Origin of the sequence: Mangrovimonas sp. CR14 (assembly GCF_011764015.1) — a bacterium.
Classification (GTDB): Bacteria; Bacteroidota; Bacteroidia; order Flavobacteriales; family Flavobacteriaceae; genus Mangrovimonas; species Mangrovimonas futianensis.
In genome coordinates this window covers 458,887-477,707 of the sequence record NZ_JAAFZY010000003.1, presented here as the reverse complement: position 1 = coordinate 477,707, position 18,821 = coordinate 458,887, and the positions used below count along the sequence as shown (strand labels likewise).

Here is an 18,821-nt window from a genome sequence, read left to right as displayed (position 1 = left end):
TACCATGGAGAAAACAGATATTAAAAATAGGGAAGACATTCATAATTTGGTGGTTCAGTTTTATGGTAAAATTAGAAAACATGAGGTTTTAGGGGCTTTTTTCAATGACATAATCACCGATTGGGAAGCTCATTTTGAAAGACTAACCCAATTTTGGGAAGCCAATTTATTTTTAAAATCAAAATTTTCAGGAAACCCATTGAAGGTTCATGTTGAGGTCGATAGGCATTTTAATAATAGCATAACTCAAGAACATTTTGGATTGTGGTTGAATGAATGGGTTAATACCGTAGATGAATTATTTCAAGGTGATTATGCTGAAAATGCCAAAAGTAAGGCTCGTAAAATGTCCACCTTTTTGTTTTTGAACATTTATGCTGAAAGAAATAACAACTCTTGAAATAATTTTAACACCTATAAAGCAGGTTACTGGTCTGTAAGTTAACAAAAACACTTACCTTTGCACGAGCTAAAAAAAGCCTCTCACAATGCAAAATAAACTTGCCAAAATCTTATTTTCAACAAGACTTACTGCCATTTTATTTATCGTTTTTGCCGCTGCCATGGCGACTGGAACTTTCTTGGATGCAGGTCAAGATACTTCACCCACTCCATTAACTAGAAATCTGATTTATAACGCCAAATGGTTTGAAGCCATTATGGCGCTTTTTGTAATCAATTTTTTGGGAAATATTTTTAGATACCAATTGCACAAAAAGGAGAAGTGGGCCTCTTTGTTACTGCATTTAGCCTTTATTTTTATCCTAGTTGGTGCTGGTATTACAAGGTATTTTGGCTTTGAAGGGATGATGCCTATTCGAGAGGGAGATACAGAAAATACCTTTTTTTCTCGGGAAACCTATATCACCGCCTACATTGATGGGGATTTTGAAATAAATGGACAACCACAAAGACGAGTGGAAGAGGAAGTTGTGGATTTTTCTCCTAGAATGGATAACGAATTTCACCTTACAACGGATTATAATGGGCAACCTGTCACACTTGAAATGACCAAGTTTATTGGAGGTGCTGAGTTGGATGTGGTTCCAAATGATGAAGGTGAATCCTATTTAAAAGTGGTGGAGTCTGGAGGTGGAAGTCCTCATAATCATTTTCTAAAGGAAGGCGAAGTTCAAAGCATTCATAATGTGTTGTTTTCCTTGAACAAGCATGTAGATGGTGCAGTTAATATTACTTATGACCAAGGGAATTTACAAATTCAATCCCCTTTTGAAGGAGAGTATATGACTATGGCTACTGGAGAAACAGGTCAATTGGTTAAAGATAGCCTACAGCCATTAAAATTAAGGTCTAGGTATGTTATTGGAACAATGCAAATGGTGTTTCCTAAGCCAGTAATCAAAGGAACTTTTGATATCGTAAAGAAATCAACTTTGCTTAAAGGGGATGAAGATGGCGTGGTTATGAAAGTGACTTCCAATAATGATACAAAATATGTGAGATTGCTTGGAGGGCAAGGGCATAGCGGCACTTTTGAACAAGTAGAAGTGGGCGGTTTGGATATTGCTGTTAAGTATGGTTCAAAAATTAGAGAATTGCCTTTTAGTATTAAGTTGAATGATTTTATTGCAGATAAATACCCAGGAACTGAAAAAAGTTATTCTGCTTTCGAAAGTGATGTGACCATTCTCGATGAAGAAGAAGGGGATTTTAATTACCGAATTTATATGAACCATATTTTGGATCATCGTGGGTATCGTTTTTTTCAATCTGGTTTTGATCCCGATGAAAAAGGAACCAAACTCTCAGTAAATCACGATCAAATGGGTACATGGGTAACTTATATTGGTTACTTTTTATTGTATTTGGGACTTATGGCTACTTTATTCTCAAAGGGAACACGATTTGGTGATTTGGGAAGAATGCTTAAAAAGACTAAGGAGAAAAAGGCAAAATTATTGGCTGCTCTTTTGATTTTTATATCCTGTTCTGTCTTTTCACAACATACCCAAGATGATGGTCATTCTCACTCCAAACCAAATAGAGAGCAACTAGATTCCATTTTAAAACAACATATTACACCAAAGGAACACGCTGATAAGTTTGGTCATTTGGTTATTCAGGATTTAGGAGGAAGAATGATGCCTGTGAACACATATGCATCAGAAATGTTGCGGAAATTAAGTAAGTATGACACTTATAAGGATTTTGATGCGAACCAAGTATTTCTTTCTATTCAGGAAAGTCCTTTGTTGTGGTGGAATGTGCCAATTATTCATCTAAAACCAAAAAAGGACGATTCCATAAGAAGCATCATTGGAATTGAAAAAACGCAAAAGTATGCGGCATTGGTTGATTTCTTTACTGAAAGAGGTGATTACAAATTAGGGCCTTACCTTGAAGATGCTTATTCTGCGGGTATACCAAATGCGATACAAAACGAATTAAAAGAGATTGATCAACACGTTAACCTATTCTATAATACCATCGAGGGCGGATCTCTTAGAATTTTTCCTGTTCCAAATGATGAAAATAACAAATGGATTTCTTCATCTGAGTATAGACGAGATGGCTACAACGAGAAAATTGAAGATTCTTTATATGGTAATTTCATAAATAGCGGATTTAATGCCTATTTATTCACTTTGAACAATGCCAAACAAACTGGTGATTTTTCAAAGGCAGATGAGTTATTGGAGTCTTTTAAGCGAACTCAACAGCGATATGGAGGTGAGGTTATGCTATCGGATAAGAAGATAAAAGCAGAAATATTATATAACAAATATGATATTTTCAAAAAGCTATTTAGCTGGTATATGTATGCTTCTTCGCTGTTATTTATAGTGCTTATTGTACAAATATTTAAGGAAAAGAGTAGAGGAATAACACTTTCGGTTTCTATTCTAAAGGGAATTGTATTGGTTTTATTTGGCCTTCATCTGGCAGGATTAATTGTGCGTTGGTATGTTTCAGGGCATGCGCCTTGGAGTGATGCTTACGAATCGATGATCTATGTATCTTGGGCTGTGATGCTTTTCGGACTTATTTTAGGTCGAAAAAGTGATTTAACCATTGCTGCTGCAGCTTTTGTTACCTCCATGTTATTGATGATTGCCCATTGGAATTGGATGGATCCGGCAATAGCCAATTTACAACCAGTGCTTGATAGTTATTGGTTAATGATACATGTAGCTGTTATTGTAGCGAGTTATGGTCCGTTTACCTTGGGAGCTATTCTTGGAATTGTCACGTTGTTCTTAATGGCTTTTACCAATAAGGATAACAAGAAAAAAATGGGAATCAATATTCAAGAATTAACCATTATTAATGAAATGGCCTTAACCGTTGGATTGGTTATGTTAACCATCGGAAACTTCCTGGGCGGAATGTGGGCCAATGAAAGTTGGGGACGTTATTGGGGTTGGGACCCTAAAGAGACTTGGGCCCTTATTAGCATCATGGTTTACGCCTTTGTAATCCATATGAGATTGGTTCCAGGATTAAGAGGCAGATTTGCATTTAATTTGGCTTCCATTTTAGCGTTTCCTAGTATCATATTTACCTATTTGGGAGTAAATTTCTATTTGTCAGGACTTCATTCTTATCAATCTGGTCAAAAAATAGACAGTTACAACACCATAGGCATTGCTTTAGGACTTATAGCTATATTGGCCTTTTTTGCTTTTAGAAAATATGCCAAGTTTTATAGAAAACCTTCTAAAACTGGAAATAAATAAAGGGTTGGAAATCAGTTGAAAATGCTTGATAACAGATAACTCCTGTTATTACTGCTATCACACCTTTCATGTAAATAGGGCTGTTGGAATATAGATTTCCAACACCATCTTTAACACGTTGTGGAAGCCAATGGGTGATATACCCTATGAGCATTACCCAGAAGACCGCTTGGTAATGGGCAATGACATTAAGGGCATTTTGCCAATCCATGTTTGAGGATACTTGATGATAAAACTTGGAGATTTTTTCCATGTTTTCCCCTCGGAAGTAAATTCTGGTAAAGGTGATAAAAACAAAGGTGTTTAAAATTCTCCAAGCATGGACCAACCAATGGGTGCTTTTTTCATAAGGGCTTATACGTTTCCAATATTTGTAAACAACAATTCCAAGACCATTTAAGCCTCCCCAAATAACAAATTTCCATGAGGCACCATGCCACAAGCCACCTATCAACATGGTAAGCATCAAATTGATATTTGTATTAATGTGATTTCTAGCCGAAGTACTTAGCATGAGCAATAAATAGCCCATTAAGCATACACCCAGTATAACACTAACGATGATAAATTGGTCTCTAAAGGCCAAAAGCGTTCCTATTATAATGATTCCAAGAATGATATAGGATGCAGCAGTTCCATTTCGATTTCCTCCCAAAGGAATGTATAGATAATCGCGTAACCAGGTGGAAAGGGATATGTGCCAACGTTTCCAAAAATCTCCTGCACTGTTAGCTTTATAGGGCGAGTTGAAGTTTACTGGAAGTTTGAAACCTAGTAGCATCGCCAAACCAATTGCTATATCTGTATAGCCTGAAAAGTCCCCATAAATTTGAAGAGAATAACCTATCATGGCCATGATGTTGGTAAACCCACTGTACATTTGAGGGGCGTCAAAAACGGGATCTAGAAAATGCATTGCAATAAAATCAGCAAATAACATTTTCTTTATTAAACCTTTAATAATCAGGTAGGTTCCTGCGTCAAAATCTGATTTGGTAATTTCAGTAGGTTTTGAAATTTGTGGCACAAAACTTTCGGCTCTCACTATAGGACCAGCAACTAACTGAGGAAAGAAACTCACATAAAAGCCAAAGTCTAATATAGACTTTAGAGGTTTGACTTTATTTCTATAGATATCCACACTGTAACTTATAGTTTGGAACGTATAAAATGAAATTCCTACTGGTAAGATGATTTTGTCAATCGTAAAATATGGTCGATTCATTACCTCATTTCCCCATTGACCCAACCAGTTAAAGACTTCATACTGGGTGTGAAATAGAGAATTAAAGGAATCTGTAAAGAAATAGGCATATTTAAAATAACAGAGGACTAATAAATTAATAGTGACACTAGTTGTGACAAGTGCTAAACGCTTATTTTTATTGGAGCTGCGATATATGGTCCGGCCAATAAAAAAGTCTACAAGCGTACTGAATATCAATATTCCAACAAATAACCCGCTTGTTTTGTAGTAAAAGAATAAGGAAGCTAAAAAGAGATAAACGTTTCTTAGTGGAACCTTCTTATAGATGATGGCAAAGAAAAAATAAACCACCACAAAAAAGATCCAGAAATTGGCTTGGGTAAATATAAGAGGGAACTCTTCTGAAAAGGTGAAAATGTCGTAAAGTCTATTCATTCAAATGTTTGAAGTGGTTAAGTAGTTGGTTTTCGTCTCTTCGGGTGCTTTGTGCCCATGCTTTAACTAAGGCCTCCATTAACAAATCCCCTTTAATGCTGTATCCCAGTTGTGTGAAGTGGATTCTATCTCTAATCATGAGGTGTTTTTTATACCATTTATGGGATGACCCAAGGCCTCCCATTATTTTGTACAAATCCCATACGGCCATATTATATTCTTGAGCTAGTTCTCCTATAATTTCTTGTTGTATGGCAGTATTTTTATTAGGATACCTTCTGCGGTAATAGTCATCATTTGGTACGGTCAATAAAATAGCACAATCGGGATTAATTCGCTGAATCATTTGTATAAATGATTTATAGTAAAATCTGAATTTCTCAGGATCAAAATCTTCAACTTTTTTGTAAGCATCATTAGTGCCAATGGAAATAATGAATAAATCGGGGTGATACATGGAAAGTTGACGTTCCAAATAAATACTTCTATTCAACCATGGGAAACTAGCTCCATTAACACCTAAGGTAGTATATTCAATTCCTTTTAAGTGCGGATTTTCCAATTCCAATCCCATCAATAAAAATTCGGGATCTAATTGTGTCGAGTCCTTGACTTGAATCTCAATAGCTATGGAATCTACTTTGCGATTAAAATAGTATTTTTTATAAAAATGCTTTTGGTCAATAGTATCCTTTAAGACTAAAGTGGAATCTAAAAAACGCAATCTATAGTCATCCTTCCAAGTGTTGTAAAAAATCTTTAAAGCATCAAATTGGTAGGGTTTTTTGGTTTTATTTTTATGGTTGGCTTTAATATAGATAGTATCCATACTCTCTCTAAAGGCCGCGGTTATTCCAGACATGCCCCAAGTAATGCTGTCCTTGGTCACAGAACAGCGATAACCTGTCCATAAATCTCTATTAGCTGAAACCCTATAACTCAAAGGATTATTAGTATGAGCTAAATGATAAGGAAATACAAAACCTCTTTGTCCCATAGATGAATCATTCATGTTGTGGAAATAGGTTCTTAATTTATTCGAGTAAAAGTCCGCTTGTATGTGGGACCCACCTATGTGAAAAATATGAAGCTTTTCTTGTTTGCCTTCGTAGATGTTGTCCAGCTTCTTAAAAAACTTTTGAAAAGTGGGGGCGTTTTCCACATTTTCCAGTTTATTGGCTTCAAAGTCAATAAGCCTTCTTACGTCTTCCGGGATACTATCAAGCACATAGTTTTGTGAAAAACAGGCCGTATAAAAAAGAAGGACAAATAGGGGCAATTTGGAGATCATTCTACTTGATTTAGGTCTAGGTAAAGAGCCAAAAACAAGTGCTCAGAAATAATTTTGGTTCCAGAAGGAGCAAAATGGGTATAATCGGTAGCAGCCAATTTTTGTTCTACCCAGTAAGGCATTGAGTTTTCTCCACCCATGGCATCGTACATACTCCAAAAGGCGATACCATTTTTATTCATCTCTTCCCTTAGAACATTATTTAAATAAGGCAAAAGCGGATAGGTTTGCATATGACCATTTATAGACGTACTCATGTCTGAAGGCCCTATAAAAAGAATTTTGGATTCTGGACATCGACGACTTACCCATTTAATATGGTTTTTAATGTAGCGGGCATAATCTCTTACTTCCAGTGAATCTTTGATGTAAGGAATGGAATTACCTCCATATTGAAAAATAAATAATTTAGGGTCTAAATTTTGAGACATCGCTTTAAAATTGGTGGCATCCAAAGTAGCGAAAACCAAACCAGAGCCACCTCTCATGGCAACGTTATCTAATGCAACTCCTTGTTGTCCGTCTAATGTAAGTCCATAAAAATCGGGGCTTATTTTACCTTCAAACTCATAGCGCAAGTTTTGCGGCGTACCTTGAAACAAAAGTTGGAAATTATGGTATTTACCATCATTTATAAGAGAATCTTGGGTGATTAGGTTGTTGTCTTGATACACCTTAATACTGGTAGGTGTTAAAGAATTTCCATAATGCAGACCTATCTTGGTGTATTGCATGTTACTGGCGTAAGACTTGGTAGGAGGGAATATTTGGATGCTGGCTTTACTGAAAGGAATACTGTCTAAATCCAAACTATCTGTAACGCCGTAGAGACCTTCAGTAAATCTGGAAATGGAATTAAAGACACCATATTTTTTATGATCAAAACGTTTAGTGGTTGGGTCAAAATACGCGTATCTGAACCAATTGTTAGAATGGGAAACATCATTGCTGATATTCTCATAAGCTTGAACGATTGGAATAAAACCAGGTCCAGTACCACCATAAATTTTTTGGATTCGATGCCTCAAATAGGCAGAAATCCTATCACCTTCAAGCTGGGAATCACCATAATGAATGATGCGACAGTTTTCGCTATTTAAAAAAGCATCCATTTCTGAGATGAATGCCATTTTGTTCTTAGGATAATCAATCCTGATTATTTTACTAGTGTCAATCTTCTTTAAATTAAGGATTTTAACAACCTTAGGTTTTGGTATTTGTGTTGAATCCGGCTTTTGATCTGATGAAGTATCGTCTTCTTCAATGGTATCTGGTATGACGTCTTCGATATTTTGAATTAGCTCATCAATCGATTTTTCTTTTTCTTCCTCAATACCCTTTTCTGAAAAAAATGTTTCCGAAGTGGGGTACTTTAGTCCAACCCCATTAATGAAAAAGCCTTCCTCATATATTCCATTATCATAGGTAATACGATGACTGAAGTGGGTCAAGCCGTAAAGAGCTAGCAATACAATAACAGAAAAAAGTAGGATTTTAAAAGGATGAAATTTCATAGTTCAATTAGTATGGACTAATATAAATACAAATGTTTAAAAATTTCAAATGGAAGATTGAAATTTTAGCTTTTAAGATTACTTTGCACAGAAAATGAATAAGGTATGAAGCTATTAAAAGAGTTTAAGGAATTTGCGATAAAAGGAAACATGATGGATATGGCCATTGGGGTCATTATTGGAGCTTCGTTTAATAAAGTGGTGGATGTTATTGTCAAACAGATTATGCTGCCACCACTAAGTTTATTGACAGATGGCGTGAATTTTCAAAACAAAAAGATCATTCTAAAAGAAGCTATTCTTAGTCAAACGGGTGAAGTTCTTTCTGAAGAAGTGGCAATAGGTTATGGCGCTTTTGGTGAAGCTATCTTAGATTTTTTAGTTATAGGATTTACCATCTTTCTTGTTGTCAAATTTTTGAACCGTCTTAGGGAAAAATCGCATGATGTTAAGGATAAAACGGTAGCGACACCAAAGGATATAGAACTCCTCACCAAATTAACTGATTTGATGGAAGAACAAAATAAATTATTAAAAAAGTAATTGCGATTTAAAGTTTAATAGGGTCTTTCTCTAAATTTAAATCGGCTAACATGTCTTGAGTAAATTTGTAGTGACCTCTGCGGGTAATAATCCTGAATCTGTGGTCTTTCATACGGGTTAAAACATCCAAGAAGCGCCATTTAGATTTAAGTAATTTAGGCTTTTCTGATTTTAAGCTAATCTCAAAATAGTGTTTTCTTCCTGCTTTTTCTGCTACAATGTCCGGTGTAATGACAACATCTGATCCCTTTTTTAGGTAAGATTTTGGGGTTTCATAGCCTTCCACGTCGGCCTTAATGTTGTTGTAACCTAATTTCTCTAGATACGTTACTGATTCTTTTAAAAAAATTTCGTTTTCTGTTTTGTCTTGAGCTATCATGCTATAAATATAGCGATAATTTTTAAAAATTTTGCTTAACGACATGTTAAAGGAAATATAGGTTATTGAAAATCATGTGTTTGAATGGATTTGAAGTAGGTGGAAATTGATAAAATTAAATTCCATCCAAATAGTTTTAAAAACATTATTATTTTTGAGGCCAATCTGAATAAAACCCATCGAATGAAAATTGAGCAAATTTATACAGGATGTTTGTCCCAAGGGGCCTATTATATTGAAAGTGAAGGAGAGGTGGCTATAATAGATCCACTAAGAGAGATTCAAAATTATTTGGATCGAGCCGATGAGGCGAATGCAACCATCAAGTATATTTTTGAAACCCATTTTCATGCTGATTTTGTAAGTGGACATCTTACTTTGTCAAAAAGAACAGGAGCTCCTATCATTTATGGACCTTTAGCAAATCCATCTTTTGAAGCAATAATTGCTGAAGATGGTCAGACGTTTCAATTGGGAAAAGTTTCCATCACGGTGATGCATACACCAGGACATACTATGGAAAGTACAACCTATTTACTAAAGGATGAAAATGGTGAGGATTATGCTATTTTTAGTGGGGACACCTTGTTTTTAGGAGATGTTGGTAGACCAGATTTAGCGCAAAAAGCCGCCAATATGACTCAGGAGGATTTGGCAGGTTTGCTTTTTGACAGCCTTAGGGAAAAAATCATGCCTTTACGTGATGAGGTTACCGTATATCCGGCTCATGGAGCAGGTTCAGCTTGTGGTAAGAATATGATGAAAATCACGGTTGATACTTTAGGTAATCAGAAGAAAATGAATTATGCTCTTCGTGCAGATATGACTAAAGAGGAATTCATAAAGGAGGTGACAGATGGCTTGACACCGCCGCCTCAGTATTTTCCATTGAATGTCAAAATGAATAAAGAGGGTTACGAAGATATTGAAGATATCATAGAAAGAGGAGCCAGAGGACTTTCCCCCGAAGAATTTGAATTAGCTGCTAATGAAACAGGAGCAATAGTTCTTGACGTTCGCCATCAAGATGAATTTGTTAAGGGGCATATCCCACAATCTATATTTATAGGAATTGATGGTGGTTTTGCACCTTGGGTTGGGGCCTTGATTGCAGATGTGCACCAGTCCATTCTTTTGGTCGCTCCAGAAGGAAGGGTAGAAGAAGCAATCACACGATTATCACGTGTTGGTTTTGATCAAACAATTGGTTACTTGGAAGGTGGTTTTGAATCTTGGAAGAAATCTGGAAAACAAATCGATTCCATCATTTCTATTTCTGCTGAAGAATTTAAGGATAGACTTTCAACAGGTGATATTCCAGTTTTTGATGTTCGTAAAGAAGGAGAGTATCTGTCTTCACATTTAAAACAAGCTTTTCTGACTCCACTTGATTATTTAAACAATCATCTGGCTGAATTTCCTCAGGAAGAAACCTTTTACGTGCATTGTGCAGGAGGGTACCGATCGGTTATTGCAGCCTCCATTTTAAAAAGCCGAGGCATTCACAATTTGGTTGAAATTGCTGGTGGATTTGATGCCATGAAAGAGGCAGGTATTCCTGTTACCGATGAGGTTTGTCCTTCTACGCTTAAAAAATAGATTCTAGCTTTTTCAATTCACGATACTTTTTGTCGTATTGGTTTTGCATGTTTTCTAATAAGGCTTCAGGTTGATTGGAATCCATTAGTTTTTGAAATCTCTTTTCCATTAGTATAAACTCTTGAATTTTTAGTGTAGGTGTTTCTGTATCTAATTGAAACGGATTTACACCTTCAGATATTAATTCAGGATTGTAGCGATATAAAGGCCAATGTCCTGAAATTACTACGGCTTGTATATGTTTTTTAGGGTGTTTCATGTCGATACCGTGAGAAGCAGAGGGGCAATAAGCTAATATAATTGATGGACCCTTGTATTGTTCTGCTTCAATTAAGGTCTTTAGTGCTTGCTCCGGATTTGCCATTAAGGCTATGGATCCTACATAGGCATGTTTATAAGTCATGGCTATTTGTCCCAAGTCTTTCTTTATTCTGGGTTTCGCTTGATGTTGAAATTTTGCTGAGGCGCCAAATGGGGTAGCCTTAGAGGCTTGCCCTCCAGTGTTGTCATAAACCTCATTATCCAAAACTAATATGTTGATGTTTTCTTGCGACGCCAAAACATGATCAATACCGCTAAACCCAATATCGTATGCCCAACCATCACCTCCAATACACCAAACACTTTTTTTGATTAGTTGCTCTAATTTTGAACTTAGTTTTAAAGCTTTTTCTGAATTCATTTTCACCAGAATTTCCTTGATTTGGCTTATGTCCATATTCATTTTTTGGAAGTCTAAAGTTGTTTTTTGAGAGTTGTTCAAGACTTGTTCAATGAGATGATTTGGAATGTGATTTGAAAATGAAATAAGCTCCCTTTTCACTTTGGAATTTTGAAATTTATTAGAAAGGGCAAAGCCTAAGCCCAATTCGGCATTATCTTCAAACAAAGAATTGGACCAAGCAGGACCATGACCTTCATCATTGGTTGACCAAGGGGTAGTAGGAAGCGCACCACCTATAATAGAACTGGCTCCTGTGGCATTGGCCACAAGCATGCGATCTCCAAAAAGTTGTGAAAGTACTTTTAGGTAAGGTGCTTGACCACAACCTTCCGGTCCGTAGGGATATTTATATAAAGGTTCTAAAAATTGTTGTTGTTCTAATTTGTGTGGGTTTATTGATGTACGATCCATTTCTGGAACTTTTAAAAGGGAATCCCAAAGCTCTTTTTTATCGGGTGTATTTTTGACCATTTTTAAAGCTTTGGTTTCGCAAAAATCAACACAGTGATTACAGCTTGTACATTGGTCAGGATTGATAGCTACGGAAAAGTATGTATCACTTTGCCAATCCTTATCATTAAATGGCTTGTAGGTCAGACTGGAAGGCATTTCTTCTATGTCTAAAGTACTTAGAGATTTCAATCTAATGGCAGATTGCGGACAAGCCAAACTACATAAACCGCATTGCGTACAAGCATTCGAATCCCACTCTGGAATTTCTGCTCGGAAAAAGCGCTGGTTCAGTTCTGAAGTATTGGTATGGTATGTGCCATCATTTGGGAATTCGCTCACTGGCAATTCATTTCCTTCCCCATTTAAAATGGATTGAATAAACTCATGTACTTGCGAACCAGAGTCAGTCGGTTGATGGTTTAATTGCAAATTTTCTATTTTGATTGGTTTCAAATAATCAGAAGTTTCCAATATTTTGATTTGATTGTGGTTTTTCATGATTTCAAATATCAATTCTGATAAATCCTTTTGAGGAATATGATAAAGTGTAATCCCTTTGTTTTTTAATTTGTCAAGACATATCTGGTTTAAGCTTACCTCAGTTTCAAGTTGATTTATGAAAAGGATGGTGTTTGCTTTCAATTTGGATATAAATGATTGATGGTTGAGTATATCCAAGGAATCCAAATAGAAATATTTTGGTTGCTGTATCAGATAAGGAGCTTTTATTGGGTTTTCTGAAATCCTTAAATGTGAGATTTCCAAATAGTCAGATTTTTTATAGCTTATTTCAGTATATCCTTGAACAAATTTTTCTGAATTTGACTGAAGTTTTTGACAGAAATGTTCAAGATTAAATGAATTAGTTTCGTTAGGTTTTTTTACCAGTTGTATCTCAACATTGTAATTATAATTTAAGTTGAAACTCTCTGATATTTTGAGACTTTTGTGAGTTAAATCATCATTGATTCCCACCGTGAAATCAGTTTTTGGAGTTTCTGATTTGAGGTTTTCAAAAATGGCGTGTACCATATTGGGAGTGAATTCTTTTGAAGACAAACCGTAACGTCCCCCCATAATTCTAGGAAGATGTTGTATGTTTTGAGTTTGAAATGCATCCAATAAAGTTTGTGATACATCTAAGAAAAGGGGTTCTTTGGTAGCACCTGGTTCTTTGGTTCGATCTAAAACGGCTATATTTTTAACCGATTTAGGTAAGGCATTCAAAAAGGCTTTTTTATAGAAGGGACGATATAATCTAACTTTGATCAATCCCAATTTTTCATCTCTAAGATTTAAATGATTTATGGTTTCTTCTGCTGTTTCGGCTCCAGAACCCATGCAAACAAGGACATGTTCTGCTTCAGGATGTCCGCAGTATTCAAAGATTTTATAGGATCGATTGGTGTATTTTGCAAATTCATCCATAATATTTTGAACTTGTGAAGCACAGGATTCATAAACTGGGTTTATGGCTTCTCTACCTTGAAAAAAGGTGTCTGGTCCTTGGGATGTACCTTTTATTTTAGGGTTGAAAGGTGTTAATCTACGCTCAAAAAGATTGTTAATCAATTCGCTAGGTTGGTAGAGCTGACTTATCACTTCATCTGAAATAGGCGCCAAAGTGTTGATTTCATGAGACGTCCTAAAACCATCATAAAAATGGATAAAAGGAATTTTGGTTTTGTGGGTCGCCACCTGCGATATGAAAGAAAAATCATGAACTTCCTGTACCGAGTTAGCGCACAACATGGCATACCCAGCCTGTCTAATGGCCATCACATCACTATGATCTCCAAAAACAGATAAAGCATGGGTTGCTATACTACGTGTGGGACAATGAATGACATGGGGAAGAAGTTCACCTGCCATTTTATACATGTTTGGCAGCATTAAAAGTAAACCCTGTGATGCTGTAAAGGTAGTGGCCAAAGATCCGGTTTGAAGGGCGCCGTGAAGGGTTCCTGCAACACCACTTTCACTTTGCATTTCAATTACTTCGGGTATTTGACCAAACATATTTTTGTGACCCAAAGAAGCCCATTCTTCAACTGACTCTGAGATTTCAGAAGCTGGTGTAATGGGATAAATAGGGAATATTTCATTGGTCTTAAAAGCTACCTTGGCAACTTCCTTATTTCCTGTTGATACGATGTAATGAGAAGGTTTCATGATTCAAAAATTTTAAGCCCATTCAAAAAGGGAATGGGCTTAAAAACAGGTTACTTTACAATTTCGATTGAAACTGGTGTTGGATTGGTAATCATGTCATAAACAGGAGAGAATTTTGCCAATTCTTCCAACTGTTCTGGAGAAGCATCAGATTTTACTTTAAGTTTAAAGGTAATTCCATTGAATCCTTTTCTCATTTGAGGATCCAATCCTAAGAAACCTTGCAAATCTAAATCTCCTTCCAAAGACGCCTCAGCAGCTTCTATTTCAATTCCGTTGGCTGCTGCGTGATAAACCATAGCTCCAGTTAAACAAGATCCTAAAGCGTGAAGTACAACTTCTGGTGGTGTGGCCGCTTCATTATGTCCTAAAAGAACTTCTGGGTGGCTACATTCCATCGTAAAGGTTTCTTTTCTAGATTGGTCTTCTGCACCAACACCATAAAAGCTCTTGATACTAGACACACAGTGCCCACCATCAATCCAATTGTTTTTAGCTCTAAATTTGAATTTTGCTAATTCTGGATTCATTTGAACAGCTCCTACTGTTTCAACTAATTGATCCACGTTTACTCCGTTTTTAATGTTTTCTGTAGTAATCATTTTTTTAAATTTTAATTGTTAAACATTGACAACCACATATATGCATTTGGCGTGCCAAAAAACATAAATACTTGTAAATCAGATAAATAAACTAGATTATGTATTCAGGAAGACTTACGAAATCTCGTGAATTAACGAAATTTCGTTACTGTTGATTACGAAAAATCGTTAAAATCAGGGTTTTGTAATCTTTAAGGCCTTGATTTTTGAGGAGAGGGTGGTAGGTGGTAATTGAAGAAGTGCTGCTGCACCATTCTTTCCAGAAATTCTCCAATTGGTTTTTTCGAGTGCTTTAACAATATTCTCCTTTTCAAAGTCGGTTAATTGAGAGGCTGTCCAAATGGGATTGTCTGGGATTGCCTCAGATTTGATTTCATTTTGGCCTATAGAAGGAATAATAGAGCTTAGATTAACTTGTCCTTCTTGAGAGATTATAACGGCTCGTTCCATTAAGTTTTGTAATTCTCGAACATTTCCCGGCCATTGATAAGAGATAAGAAGATTAATATCGGATTCTGAAAATTGTATTAATGGCTTGTTTAGTTTTTTGCAAAAATTTGCGACCATGTCATTGGCTATGTCACAAACATCATTGCCTCTTTCTTTAAGAGGGGGTATGTGAATGGGAAATACATTTAAACGATAGAAAAGATCTTCTCTAAAAGTGCCTTTCTCAGCCCGTTTCCTCAAATCCCTATGGGTTGCAGCAAGAATCCGCACATCCACTTTAATCGTTTTAGAACTTCCCAAAGGCTCAAATTCACCTTCCTGAATAACCCTTAGTAGTTTGGGCTGCAGATCAAGGGGTAGTTCGCCAATTTCATCTAGGAATAAAGTGCCAGAATGAGCAAGTTCAAACCGACCCTTTCTGTCTGTCGAAGCGCCTGTAAAGGCCCCTTTAACATGTCCGAACAGTTCACTTTCTATGAGATTAGAAGGTATGGCTCCGCAATTTATCCTAATGAAAGGTTTGTCAAATCTGAAACTTGCTTGGTGAATGGCTTTGGCTACCAACTCTTTTCCAGTCCCTGTTTCTCCGGTTATTAAAACCGTAGCATCTGTTGTAGCCACTTGGTCTATCTGCCTTAAAACTTGGAGCATGGTTTCATGTTTCGCGGTAATACCATGATTGTTGGACTTTTCTTGTAACTCGGCTTCTAGATATTCCGTCTTCTTGGTTAAAAGTTTTATGGTATGTTCCGTCTTGATTTTATCTTCTATATTTCTAAAAATAATGAGGTATAAAAGTCCCTTTTCATCTTCAATCTTGCTCAAGGTCACCTCATGTATTGACACGGTTTCGTTAGAGCCAATTACAGTGATGGGTTGGGTGAGAAATTTCTTGAATTTATTTTTCTCATTATTGGCAGCGTTAATTTCATCTTCTAAAAATTGAGCACTCGGTTCATCTAGAAAGAATAACAAATTTCTGTGAATAGCATCCATATTTTCAATCATGATGTTTGCAGATGGATTGGTCATTTGAATTTTGAAATCCTCTGAAATCATGATTATGGCATCCATTGCTCCATTAATAAGTCCTTGAAACTTGGCATTGGAAATCTCTAAATCATGTTTGGATTTGGCCAATTCCATTTGCATTTGGTCCAAGTGCCGATGTCTTTCAATCATAACAGATAAAACTCCTTTAGAAAATCCCAAATCGGTTTGAATCAAGTGTAAAAAATCCTCTTGTTTAAGTAATAACAAGGTGGAATCTTCTGTACATGTTGCTGTGGCCGATCTTTCTTTTTGATCAATCAGTGCATATTCACCCAAACAATCCCCTGGTAGTGCTATATGAAATATATGATGCTCATCATGGATTTTAATTTCACCTTCCTTTATAATATACATAACATCTCCAGGCTCTCCTTTTTTGAAGATAATATCTCTTCGAGAGAATTCCTTTTTGATAAGAACGCTATCCAAATGCTTTAAAGAGTTCTCTGAGACTTTTGAAAAAAAAGAAACCGAGGAAAGAAATGAAATTGAAGGTATTTTGGTAGCCATTTGCTGTACTAATAGATAATTAAAGATATTAATAATTTTCAACTGCATTTATATAATGAATAGGAATTCAATTCATTAAGTATTTTCATTACCTTAGTAAGAACTAACTTAACTCTAAATTTCATGTCTTCAAGTAGACAATTGGCGGCTATTATGTTTACCGATATTGAAGGGTATACCTCTTTGATGAATAGAGATGAAGAAGAAGGCATTGAACTCCGAATAAAACATAGAAAAGCATTTGAAAGTACCACTGAGGCATATCATGGAACCGTTGTGCAATATTTTGGGGATGGAACCCTGAGTATTTTCAAAAGCACCGTTGAGGCTATTGATTGTGCCATTGAACTTCAAAAAGTTTATTTGGATTTGGACATCCCTGTGAGGATTGGAATCCATGTTGGGGATATTGTTTTATCAAATGATGATATTATAGGCGATGCGGTTAATGTGGCTTCAAGAATAGAATCGGGGGCCATTCCTGGGAGTATTTTAATATCAGATAAGGTTCATGATCAAGTTAGAAATCACCGTCATATACAAACGGTTTTTTTAGATGCTTTTGAACTCAAAAATGTGGATGGGACCACACCGGTTTTTGCTATTTCCAATGAATTTATTAATGTGCCAACGGTTGAGGAGGTTCGAAGTAAAATGAAACTAGCCAAAGGAGATATATCCCATTCAAAAAGTTCTAGAAAAATAAAGGTACTTTCTGTTTTGTTGGTTTTATTGGTTTTGGCATTTGCAGCCTATTTTTTTGCCACTAAGGAGCCTTCCAATAAGTTGTCAATTGCCGTACTACCATTCAGTAATTTAAGTTTGGAGGAAAACTCAGATTTGTTTCGGGATGGTATCACGGAGGATATCCTGACCAACCTTTCAAGGTTGCATGATTTACATGTAATTTCCAAGACTTCGGTTATGAAGTACAAGGATTCAAAAAAAACAATTCCCGAAATAGCTGAGGAATTGGGGGTGACTTTTATTTTGGAAGGAAGCATAAGAATGCAAGGAAATCAAATAAGAGTAACAGCCCAATTAATTGATGCCAAGAATGATGAATTTATTTGGGCCGAAGATTATGACAAAACTTTGACAGATATTTTCTTGATTCAATCCCAGCTTTCCGAAGAAATAGTCGAAGCATTACAGTTAAGTCTCACCGACGAACAACAGGCTGAAATGAAAATCATTCCTACCAAAAACATTGAAGCTTACCAGTTGTTCTTAAAAGGAAAGCAGGAGGCAGATAAGCGAACAAAAGAGAGCATTGAAAAAAGTATTGATTACTACAACCAAGCCTTGGCACTTGATCCCAATTATGCTGAGGCCTATGCAGAGATAGCCAATTCTACGTTCCTCATGTCTTATTATGCCAATGCTGATCCAGAGGAAACTTCAAATAGGGCCAAGGAATTTTTGGAGAAGGCAGAAAATATAAATAATAGAATTGCGCGGATTTACACGGTTAAAGGTTTACTCTTCAATCATGAAAAGAACTATCCAGAAGCAGAAAAGGCATTTGAAAAAGCTATATTTCTTTCACCCAATGACATTACGGCTAGACATCAGTATGCTACTTATTTTTATTATACCGAACAATTTGAAAAGCAATTGGAACAAACCAAAATTGCCTATAGTTTAGACCCGCTGTCATTTGCTACCGCTTCAAGCTATTTTAATGCTTTGGTGACCAATGGCTTATTTGAAGAAGCTGAAAAAATGATTAAGCATATTTCTGAAACATATGATGAGAGCGATCCGTTTATAATAAACAGATTGTATATGAGATTATATATGTCTAAACCGGATTATAAAAAAGCCATCAAACCCCTTCAGGAATTAGTTGCAAAAGACCAAAATTACCTACGTTTCTTAGGTTATAGTTATGGCCAAATTGGAGATACAGCTGCCGCTTACAGAGTGATAGATAGTATCAGACAGCTTCCTTTTGGTCGCATGACCAATCACCGTATTGCCGTTGTTTTTGCCGGAATGGATATAAAGGATAGTGTTTTTTATTATTTGGACTCGGCAAGAAACAAAAGTAATTTCTTTGATCATCACTCTTTATATTATTTTGACTCTATCAAGAAGGACCCACGTTACAACGGTTTGTTAAAGCAGCATGAATTACTTGAATAATTCGGTATGTGTAACTTGGGATACTGTGTCCTTCGTTTCTTTT

General features: G+C 36.1%; 12 protein-coding genes. 5 read left to right on the top strand and 7 right to left on the bottom strand.

Annotated features, from left to right (window positions below):
* The first annotated feature begins 4 nt into the window (after positions 1-4).
* On the top strand, positions 5-400 hold the full coding sequence (locus tag GZ212_RS08105; RefSeq protein WP_166958841.1) for a group III truncated hemoglobin: 396 nt from the start codon (positions 5-7) through the stop codon (positions 398-400).
* An 88-nt stretch (positions 401-488) separates the two neighbouring features.
* On the top strand, positions 489-3,698 hold the full coding sequence (ccsB, locus tag GZ212_RS08100; RefSeq protein WP_166958839.1) for a c-type cytochrome biogenesis protein CcsB: 3,210 nt from the start codon (positions 489-491) through the stop codon (positions 3,696-3,698).
* Here the strand turns inward: ccsB and GZ212_RS08095 are convergent.
* The 3 genes from GZ212_RS08095 to GZ212_RS08085 are packed head-to-tail and all read right to left on the bottom strand — an operon-like array spanning position 3,679 to position 8,145.
* A complete protein-coding gene (locus GZ212_RS08095) occupies positions 3,679-5,340 on the bottom strand; it encodes an MBOAT family protein (RefSeq protein WP_166958837.1) in 1,662 nt (553 codons plus the stop codon). The genes ccsB and GZ212_RS08095 overlap by 20 nt on opposite strands.
* Entirely contained in the window at positions 5,333-6,631 is a 1,299-nt protein-coding gene (locus GZ212_RS08090) for a GDSL-type esterase/lipase family protein (RefSeq protein ID WP_166958835.1), read from the bottom strand. The genes GZ212_RS08095 and GZ212_RS08090 overlap by 8 nt, the downstream gene beginning before the upstream one ends.
* On the bottom strand, positions 6,628-8,145 hold the full coding sequence (locus GZ212_RS08085) for a lipase (protein ID WP_166958833.1): 1,518 nt from the start codon (positions 8,143-8,145) through the stop codon (positions 6,628-6,630). The genes GZ212_RS08090 and GZ212_RS08085 overlap by 4 nt, the downstream gene beginning before the upstream one ends.
* Before the next feature lie 105 nt (positions 8,146-8,250).
* Between GZ212_RS08085 and mscL the strand changes: the two genes are divergently transcribed.
* On the top strand, positions 8,251-8,688 hold the full coding sequence (mscL, locus tag GZ212_RS08080) for a large conductance mechanosensitive channel protein MscL (RefSeq protein ID WP_053971967.1): 438 nt from the start codon (positions 8,251-8,253) through the stop codon (positions 8,686-8,688).
* A gap of 7 nt (positions 8,689-8,695) precedes the next feature.
* On the opposite strand, the gene GZ212_RS08075 is transcribed toward mscL, so the two are convergent.
* Positions 8,696-9,067, bottom strand: coding sequence for a hypothetical protein (locus tag GZ212_RS08075; protein WP_053972139.1), 372 nt, complete (start codon positions 9,065-9,067; stop codon positions 8,696-8,698).
* Positions 9,068-9,250: 183 nt separating this feature from the next.
* Here GZ212_RS08075 and GZ212_RS08070 point away from each other — a divergent pair, with 183 nt between their 5' ends.
* Positions 9,251-10,666, top strand: a complete 1,416-nt coding sequence (locus tag GZ212_RS08070; RefSeq protein ID WP_166958831.1) for a rhodanese-like domain-containing protein — start codon at positions 9,251-9,253, stop codon at positions 10,664-10,666.
* Here GZ212_RS08070 and GZ212_RS08065 read toward each other — a convergent pair.
* From GZ212_RS08065 to GZ212_RS08055, 3 genes are all read right to left on the bottom strand, one after another.
* Positions 10,656-14,015, bottom strand: a complete 3,360-nt coding sequence (locus GZ212_RS08065; protein WP_166958829.1) for a thiamine pyrophosphate-dependent enzyme — start codon at positions 14,013-14,015, stop codon at positions 10,656-10,658. The genes GZ212_RS08070 and GZ212_RS08065 overlap by 11 nt on opposite strands.
* A 50-nt stretch (positions 14,016-14,065) precedes the next feature.
* Positions 14,066-14,617, bottom strand: coding sequence for an OsmC family protein (locus GZ212_RS08060; RefSeq protein ID WP_166958827.1), 552 nt, complete (start codon positions 14,615-14,617; stop codon positions 14,066-14,068).
* 174 nt (positions 14,618-14,791) lie between these two features.
* The gene (locus GZ212_RS08055) at positions 14,792-16,630 is read right to left on the bottom strand and encodes a sigma 54-interacting transcriptional regulator (protein ID WP_166958825.1); all 1,839 of its coding nucleotides are present in this window, start codon (positions 16,628-16,630) and stop codon (positions 14,792-14,794) included.
* Positions 16,631-16,753: 123 nt separating this feature from the next.
* On the opposite strand from GZ212_RS08055, the gene GZ212_RS08050 reads away from it, so the two are divergent.
* Positions 16,754-18,778 (top strand): adenylate/guanylate cyclase domain-containing protein, encoded by a 2,025-nt coding sequence (locus GZ212_RS08050; RefSeq protein WP_166958823.1) that lies wholly within the window; start codon positions 16,754-16,756, stop codon positions 18,776-18,778.
* Positions 18,779-18,821 lie beyond the last annotated feature (43 nt).